This is a genomic window from uncultured Amnibacterium sp. (assembly GCF_964244015.1).
Taxonomy (GTDB): Bacteria; Actinomycetota; Actinomycetes; order Actinomycetales; family Microbacteriaceae; genus Amnibacterium.
Genome location: NZ_CAXTHO010000131.1, coordinates 1 through 7,898 on the forward strand (window position 1 = coordinate 1; position 7,898 = coordinate 7,898).

At 67.4% G+C, this 7,898-nt stretch carries 6 protein-coding genes, 1 tRNA gene and 1 pseudogene; 5 read left to right on the top strand and 3 right to left on the bottom strand.

Annotated features, from left to right (window positions below; genetic code table 11):
* Window positions 1-475 precede the first annotated feature (475 nt).
* The 4 genes and pseudogenes from ACFE67_RS12775 to ACFE67_RS12790 all read left to right on the top strand — a co-directional run bounded on the left by ACFE67_RS12775 (window position 476) and on the right by ACFE67_RS12790 (window position 4,208).
* Window positions 476-724, top strand: a complete 249-nt coding sequence (locus ACFE67_RS12775; protein WP_375407260.1) for a hypothetical protein — start codon at window positions 476-478, stop codon at window positions 722-724.
* Between the two features lie 452 nt (window positions 725-1,176).
* Entirely contained in the window at window positions 1,177-2,292 is a 1,116-nt protein-coding gene (locus ACFE67_RS12780) for a hypothetical protein (protein ID WP_375407261.1), read from the top strand.
* Between the two features lie 103 nt (window positions 2,293-2,395).
* Window positions 2,396-3,527, top strand: a pseudogene (locus tag ACFE67_RS12785) (IS3 family transposase).
* A 168-nt stretch (window positions 3,528-3,695) separates the two neighbouring features.
* Window positions 3,696-4,208 carry a GNAT family N-acetyltransferase gene (locus ACFE67_RS12790; RefSeq protein ID WP_375407262.1) on the top strand — a complete coding sequence of 171 codons (513 nt, stop codon included), beginning with the start codon at window positions 3,696-3,698 and terminating at the stop codon, window positions 4,206-4,208.
* A 121-nt stretch (window positions 4,209-4,329) separates the two neighbouring features.
* Here ACFE67_RS12790 and ACFE67_RS12795 read toward each other — a convergent pair.
* Window positions 4,330-4,403, bottom strand: a tRNA-Ile gene (locus ACFE67_RS12795).
* Window positions 4,404-4,530: 127 nt separating this feature from the next.
* Here ACFE67_RS12795 and ACFE67_RS12800 point away from each other — a divergent pair.
* Complete coding sequence (locus tag ACFE67_RS12800) at window positions 4,531-5,322, top strand: alpha/beta fold hydrolase (RefSeq protein ID WP_375407263.1); 792 nt, start codon at window positions 4,531-4,533, stop codon at window positions 5,320-5,322.
* Between the two features lie 143 nt (window positions 5,323-5,465).
* Here ACFE67_RS12800 and ACFE67_RS12805 read toward each other — a convergent pair whose 3' ends face one another.
* Complete coding sequence (locus ACFE67_RS12805) at window positions 5,466-6,698, bottom strand: glycosyltransferase (protein WP_375407264.1); 1,233 nt, start codon at window positions 6,696-6,698, stop codon at window positions 5,466-5,468.
* A 151-nt stretch (window positions 6,699-6,849) separates the two neighbouring features.
* Complete coding sequence (locus ACFE67_RS12810) at window positions 6,850-7,785, bottom strand: DMT family transporter (protein ID WP_375407265.1); 936 nt, start codon at window positions 7,783-7,785, stop codon at window positions 6,850-6,852.
* Window positions 7,786-7,898: the final 113 nt, after the last annotated feature.

Here is a 7,898-nt window from a genome sequence, read left to right on the forward strand (position 1 = left end):
CAGGTCCAGCTGCGTCACGTTCGGAAAGAGCAGAGCGACGAACCGCGTCTCGGCACGCATCCTCCATTCTCCGTCTGTCTTCTCGCCAGCAGAGCGCTGCAGACAGGAAGACATGAGTAGCGCGATTCGGTGCCGTCCGTGAGGAACAGAGAGCGGTGAGGTCACCGAAGGTGTAGGGGACCGATCGACGGGTCCAGCAGAGTGAGGTGCTGCCGCACGCGTCCGTTGCCAGCCCTCGCGATGACGACCGGCGTACTCATCATCCTCACCCGCATTGGCGCAGGATTCGCAGCCAGGAGCCTCAGGGTCAGCCAGCGAGCACTCTGAGCACGCTCCTGGCGAGCGGTGACGTCCGACCATGAGGTCTCGAAACTCTGCCCGTGCGACACAGATCGACAGTTGGTCGCGTACGCGACGATGACGCGGGAGCATGAGCGCGACGCGAAGCAGTGCGATGACAAGGAGGTAGTTACCGATGACGGAACCCGCATACCCGCGCAAGGCGCCCTGGATCATCGCCCTTCTCGTCGCCATTGTCGTTCCGATACTGACGTTCGCTACTCAGCAAGGACAGTGCTTCGATGCAGCAGCGGGCGGAGGAGAAAGCTTGTGTTCAAGCGGACCGACTGTTGGCTGGGCCGGAGCCTGGCTCATCACCGCCGCCTGCGTGATCCTGCTCGTCATCAGCGTCGTGAACCTGCTGCGCCGCCGCTCCGCGGACTGAAGCTCCTAACCCGGAGGCCTCAGAAGCCTGCTCGTTTGACGGTCGGTCAGGTTGGCCAACGCTCCTCGAGCCTGACATCGGTCGAGAGTGTCGGCAAGTGCGGGCTCAGTCGCCTGCTCCTGAAGCTCACCTGGATGCGGACCCGCTCAACCTCGGCGTGCTGGGTTGGTAGGGCGGACGGGACTTGAACCCGTGACCGATGAGTCCAGTGCTCGATGGCCCGGCTTCCGAGGGCAGGTTCGATCACAGAAGCCCGTATTCATGCTGATCGAGCTCGCTCTGAGATTCTCTCGATCACCGGGATCGCAGGCGTGTCAAACGTCTCGTGAGCAGGGGGCGAGACAACCGAGCTGCGAAGCAAGTGATGGGCGACGGTCGTTCTAGAGCCGCGCGCAGCGGGTGAAGCGCTTGCTCGCGCGGAGAATGTCGTCGCCCGGTCGTAGCGTCTGTCCGTGTACGTCCCTGGCGCCGAGGGACTTGGGTGGGCCCTTCGTGCACTGATCGCCGAGGACGCGCAGTGGGCGTTAGACATGCTGCTCTCAGCGCGAAGGACGAGCGAGAGTCTGGGTGGGCTGCTTTCAATGCTGATGCTCGGCCACAGTTCGCGAATTACCTATGAGGGTTCGAACGCTATTCGAACTGACCCGACGGGGCGCCAGGTCCAGCCGTTCGTGGATCTCCTTCCAGCAGCAAGTAGCCCCGTCATCACCTCCGCGCGGCACGCGACGAAGCTCATCGATGGGATCCGCAAGCCGGCAGCGCCTCTCGAGCAGCAGATGCAAGTGTTGCTCGATGCGCATCGCGACGCAATGTTCGGTCGGGCGCCCTCCTGGATGCGTTCCAAGCTGCCGGAGCTCAGCGTCCTGTCCTTCCGTGGCCGGCTTCTCGGCGTGAGTCCCGCTCTTCAGTTCCAGTTCGGTATACCCGCCTCCGTACCGGCCACCGAGCTCGGCGCGCTGCTTCATGCCAGCGCTGAAGAACAAGGCGGCACGCTCTTGATCCTCGCGGCGCTGGACCTCAACGAGCAGCGTCTCCAACCGCTTCAGAACCTGACTGGCACGCTGGACATGGCAGGTGTCGAAGTTCAAATCGAAGACCGCCGGTCCGCTGAGCTGATCGAGCGCTACGCCTCCAGCCCGTCAGATGTGGGAGCGCTGGTGCTCGCTTTGATTGAAGGGAATGTCAACACGGCACTCGAAGCGCTGCGGCCAGGTGAGAACACATATCCGGGACCCGTCTTCAGGGCGCGGCTCTTGACTCTCGTCGCCGCGCTCACGAGCCTGCAAACACTCTCCGACGGCTCGTCCGGGCTCTCCGCGCCTGGATCGTGCTTAGAACTCCTCGCTGACCCGCGCGCTCGTCTCCTAGCGCAGCCGGGGGGTGGGCCACGCCGGCTTCGCAACGCGCTCATGCATTACCGCTTTGACCGGCAGGACCTCAAACTCGACACCGACGAGCCGCTCCTCGGGCTGGTCGAGGCGGTCGGTGAGACGAAATCATTCGAGGATCTGAACTCGGTCACACAGGAACTGCTTTCCGAACTCGCAGAAGCTCTCAGATCAGTCTGATTGGCCTTGAGAGCGTCTCACCGGGAGGGGAAGTGACACGGCCTCCGCGGACTGAATCGCCCCGGCGTGTCTGGAGACTCCGCCCTTTGGGAAGGATGGGGTCATGGTCAAGGGGCCTCAGTACCCGGCCGAGCTTCGGGAGCGGGCTGTTCGGCTCGTTGCGGAGTCCGTGAGGGATGGTCGGGGCGAGTGGGAAACCATGCGCTCCGTCGCGGAGAAGCTCGGTGTCGGTGCGCCGGAAACGGTCCGCAAATGGGTCCGAGTGGCGCAGTCGGCGGTCGATCCAGGCGCGGTAAGCGTCGCCGAGGAGTCGGACGAGACGGGCTCCGATGGGGCGTCGAGCCGATCTGCCGAGTGCTCACCGAGCACGGAACGCCGATCGCGCCCTCCTCCTACTCCGAGCACAGGGCCGCGCCAGCAACCGCAGCTCGGGCGGCGCGGACGGAACGCGACGAGACCCTCGACGCCGCGGTGAAGCGGCTCTACGGGGCGAACTACTCCGCGTATGGGGCGAGGAAGGTCTGGCTGGCGTTGCGGCGCGAGCAGATCGACGTCGCCCGCTGCACGGTCGAGGCCTCGATGCGCCGTCAGTGCCTGCAGGGCGCCCGCCGGGGGAAGGTGAAGAAGACCACGATCGCGGACCCGCACGCGGTCAGGCCGGATGACCTCGTCAAGCGGGTCTTCGATCCAGAATCGCCGGATCGGCTCTGGGTCGCGGACTTCACCTACGTGCTGACCTGGTCGGGCTGGGTCTACGTGTCATTCGTGATCGATGCGTACGCGAGACGGATCCTCGGCTGGCGTTGCTCGACCCGGATGACCACCCCGCTCGTCCTCGACGCGATCGAGCAAGTGATCTGGACCCGGGAACGCGAAGGCGTCACCGACCTCACCGGCTGATCCATCACACCGACAGGGGCAGCCAATACACCTCGATCGCGTTCACCGACCGGCTGCTCGAGGCCGGCATCGACGCATCCGTCGGCGCGACCGGCAGCTCCTACGACAACGCTCTCGCCGAGACGATCAACGGCCTCTACAAGACCGAACTCATCCACCCGGGCAAGCCCGGGAAGACACTCGAGCAGGTCGAGATCGCGACGCTGGAATGGGTCGACTGGTTCAACCATCGCCGCATCGCGCAGCACTGCGACGACCTCACACCCGTCAAATTCGAGCGCGCCCACTATGGTCGAATCGAGGCCGGGCAAACCGCCCAGTACTCACAAATGTGAGCCTCCGGACACGCCGGGGCGATTCAGTCCGCACGCGGCGGGGTCTGCTGAGCAGGGAAGTAAGACTGGCTGGTCAGGAGGCGAGAGGCGTCTCGCGCTAGTGAACACGGACCCGAGCGCGGCCTCGACGTTCGTACGACGCATCGAAGCGAATGTGAGGCTTTCCAGATGCCCGAACCCGCCCCGACCGAGCGTCTTCGCTTTCGGCAGATGGGTCCAGGGGACCTCGACGCGATGGCCGCGCTGCTGGGCGACTCCGTGGTGACGCGGTTCTACCCGGCTCCGATGTCGCGTGAGGAAGCTTCTGGATGGATCTCTTGGAACCAGGACAACTATCGGCAGCACGGATATGGCCTTTGGCTGCTTTCCAGACCCGATGGTGAATTCGTCGGCGACTGTGGCCTCACCTGGCAGTCCGTCAACGGGACCAACCGCCTCGAGGTTGGTTACCACGTGCGGGCGGACCTCCATGGGTTGGGGCTTGCAACAGAAGCCGCGGCCGCTACCCGAGACTTCGCGCGTGATGTGATTCAGGCGGACGAGCTGATCGCGATCACCCACCCGGCCAACCGCGCCTCGCAGCGCGTCGCGGAGAAAGTAGGAATGCAGCGGATCGAAGACGATCGTGGCGAGGACGGAACCGTTCACTGGGTGCACGGAATGCGCCTGCATCGTAGGTAGGCGTTCCCGCCCCCGGCCGGCGCTGGCCGCTGCGCATGTGAATTCCAAGGAAGCGTGCCCTCGTAGCGAGTAGAAGTGGCCCAATCGGAGCCGAAGTTTGGACTTACCAGGGCTTTCGTCGTAGGGCGGACGGGACTTGAACCCGTGACCGATGGATTATGAGTCCAGTGCTCTAACCAGCTGAGCTACCGCCCCACCGAGACCCTATCCGCGCGAGGCCCGCCCCTCCGTGACACTCCCGCCTGCGGCGGCGGGCGGAGTTGGCACGGAGGGGCGGGGTAGCGGTGCTGCTGGGAAGGGGCCGGGTCGTATGGTCTGCTCCGTGACGGACGAGACACTCGAGCTGGACGGCGCGACCCTGTCGTACGAGGTGCAGGAGGGGGCCGGCCCGACCGTCGTGCAGCTGCACGGCCTCAGCTCCTCTCGCGCGAGCGAAGCGGAGGCCGGGTACTTCGACTGGTCGCCGATCGCGGAGGCCGGCAGGCGCCTGGTCCGGTACGACGCCCGTGGGCACGGCCGCTCGACCGGGCGAGCGGAGCCCAGCGACTACGCCTGGCCGAAGCTCGCGGAGGACCTGCTCGCCCTGCTCGAGGTGGTCTCGCCCGACGAGCCGGTCGATGCGGTGGGGGTGTCGATGAGCGTCGGGACGCTGCTGCACGCGGTGACCCTCCGGCCGGAGCGGTTCCGCCGTCTCGTCCTGGTCATCCCGCCGACGGCATGGGGCACCCGCGCCGGGCAGGGCGACACCTACCGCCAGCTGGCGGACCTCGTCGAGCTGCAGGGCGTGGACGGACTGGTGCGGGCGATGAGTGCGTTCGGGACCCTCCCGCTGCTGGAGGAGGGCGGCTGGACGCGCGCGCCGCTGCCGGACATCGCCCCGGCGATCCTGCCGGCCGTGTTCCGCGGTGCGGCGGCGACCGACTTCCCGGCACCCGATGCGGTGGCGACGATCCGGCAGCCGGTGCTGATCACCCAGTGGGTGGGCGACCCGGGACACCCGATGTCGACGTCCGAACGCCTCCACGACCTGCTGCCCGAGTCGACCCTCGAGGTCCTCAGCACGCCGGACGCCCTGCGCGCGCTCGGCGACCGGGCGGCCGGCTTCCTCCGCTGAGCGCGTCAGCAGGACCCAGCACCATCAGCAGGACACGATCACGCGCTGAGTCCTACTGTCGTCGCTGAATCCTGCTCTCGTGCTTCAGCAGAGGCGGAGGCGCGGTGCCGCAGGAGTGCGACGGCGAGCGGTGCCGCCTCGGATCACTCCGAGATCGCGCTCCTCGCCCTCCGGGCGAGCGACATGAACTGCTCCCGCACCTTCGCGGACAGCGGCGGCACGTCCGTCTCCGGATCGGTGATCTCCTCGCCGCGGTACAGCCGCTCGAAGATCGTGATGGTCGTGTCGATGTCATGCGGCTCGAGCAGCCGGAGGGAGGCGTGCTGCATGATCGTCCGCTCGTCCTGCGGCATCCGCAGCACCCGCTCGAGGCGGTCGGCGAGCGCATCGACGTCGCGGGGCGGGAACAGGAACCCGTTCTCGCCGTCCTTCACGAGGTGCGGCAGCGCCATCGCGTCCGCCGCGACGACGGGCAGGCCGCTCGCCATCGCCTCCATAGTCGCGATCGACTGCAGCTCGGCGGTCGACGGCATCGCGAACACGGTCGCCCGGCTGAGGATCTCTCGCAGCTCGTCGTCGCTGACTCGGCCTGGGAAGTGCACCTGATCGGCGATGCCCAGACGCTGAGCCTGCTGTTCGAGCGCCTTCCGGATGTCGCCCTCACCGACGAGGTCGAGCTGCGCGTGCAGCTCCTTCGGCATCCGGGCGATCGCCTCGACCAGGTCGGGCAGCATCTTCTCGCCCGTGATCCGGCCGACGAAGACGATGCGGTTGTCGGGCTTCGGCTCGAAGTCGGGCGAGTAGTCGCTCATCCGGATGCCGCACGAGATCGCGTGGACATGCCGCAGGCCGGTGCGGGACTCGAGGTACTCGGCTGCCCGCTTCGTGGGCGTCGTCAGCGCCGACGCCTTGCTGTACAGCCGCGTGCAGTCCTTCCATGCCAGCCAGGTGATGAACGGCCAGGTGAACTTCGGGAACGGGGTGTGCTCGATCAGGTTCTCGGGCATGAAGTGGTTCGTCGCCACGACGCGGATGCCGCGCTTCGCCGACTCGGTGGTGATGCCGCGGCCGACCAGCATGTGCGACTGCATGTGCGACACGTCGGGCCGCACCTGGTCGATGACCCTGCGCGCGTTGTGGTGGATGCGCCACGGATAGACGGCCCGGAGCCAGTCGTGCAGCGGCCAGCGGAAGCTGTTCAGGCGGTGCACCGTGAGCATCTGCCCGAGGTGCTCCTCCCGGTAGGCGCCCTGCTTCTGGCCGTGGCTCTGCGCGATGATGTGCACGTCGTGGCCGCGGGAGGCGATGCCGGAGGCGAGGCGGACGGAGAAGCTCGCCGCGCCGTTGACGTCGGGGGCGAAGGTGTCGCCACCCATGAGGACGGTGAGCCGTGGCTTCGCGGCCTCGTCCGTCGAGTCGCTGATGGCGGTCTCCTCGGGCGGTTCGTGCCCCCATCACGGGGGCGGGGGGCCTGCTCGACGGTAGCGCATGCCCTCGCGGCCCCGGTTCCGGTGCAGCGGCGTGCCCTCAGCCCGCCTTCGCCGCTTCCCTCGCCGCCACCTCCGGATGGTGTCTCGCGAGCTGGAAGACGCCGAACACGGCGAGCGCACCGGCGACGAGGAACGCCGGCACCGCCCAGAGCGGCGCGTTCGCCGCCTCCTTCAGCACGATCACGCCGATGCCGACCGCGACGATCGGGTCGACGACCGTGAGCCCGGCGATCACGAGGTCGGGCGGGCCGACCGCGTACGCGGTCTGCACGAGGTAGAAGCCGCCGAAGCCCGCGGCGAGCAGGCCGAGGACGCACAGCAGCGTGAACCAGTCGAACTGGCCCTGGACCAGCCGGGTGATGACCGTCTTCGCGATCGTGGCCACGAACCCGTAGAGCACGCCCGCACCGACGATGTAGGCGATGGGCGTCATCCGCGTGCGGTAGATCGCGTACAGCGTGCCCATCACCACGAGCACGACCGCGAGCAGCACGAGGATCGTGCGGAGGTCGTCGTCGCTGATCGGGCTGTCCGACGCGACGAACGCGGCGATCGTCACGAAGATCGCGACCCCGCCGACGCACAGGGCGATCGCGCGCACCACCTTGCGGTGCAGCGTCACGTGGGTCATCCGCGAGTTCAGGATCGCGGTCACGACGAGCGCGATCGCACCGAGCGGCTGCACCACGATCAGCGGCGCGAACCGGAGGCTCGTCAGCTGCAGCGCGATGGCCAGGCCGAGCATGATCGTGCCGATCAGCCATGACCGGGTGCGGATGAGGCGCAGCAGCTCGGACCGGCCCAGCTCCTCGCCCTCCGTGCTGCGACGCGCCTCCACCTGCTTCACGCCGCGCGACTGGAACTGCGCGCCGAAGCTGAGGAAGACGGCCCCGACCAGGGCGATCGGGATGCCGACCGCCTGCGCTGGACCCAGCACGGGGTTGTGCAGCTCGAGGGCGATGGCGGGCAGCACGCGGGGCACGATAGCGGCCGGAGGGCCCCGGTACGCTGCTGGGACCCCTGTTTCGCGGATGGCATGTGGAGGTCGGTCGGGATGAGCGTGTTGCCGATCCGGATCACCGGGGA

What these genes read in the sequence shown, in the direction of transcription:
- ACFE67_RS12775 (WP_375407260.1), top strand. Translation starts at nt 476, where the DNA reads ATGACGGAACCCGCATACCCGCGCAAGGCGCCCTGGATCATCGCCCTT.
- ACFE67_RS12790 (WP_375407262.1), top strand. Translation starts at nt 3,696, where the DNA reads ATGCCCGAACCCGCCCCGACCGAGCGTCTTCGCTTTCGGCAGATGGGT.
- ACFE67_RS12805 (WP_375407264.1), bottom strand. Translation starts at nt 6,698, where the DNA reads ATGGGTGGCGACACCTTCGCCCCCGACGTCAACGGCGCGGCGAGCTTC.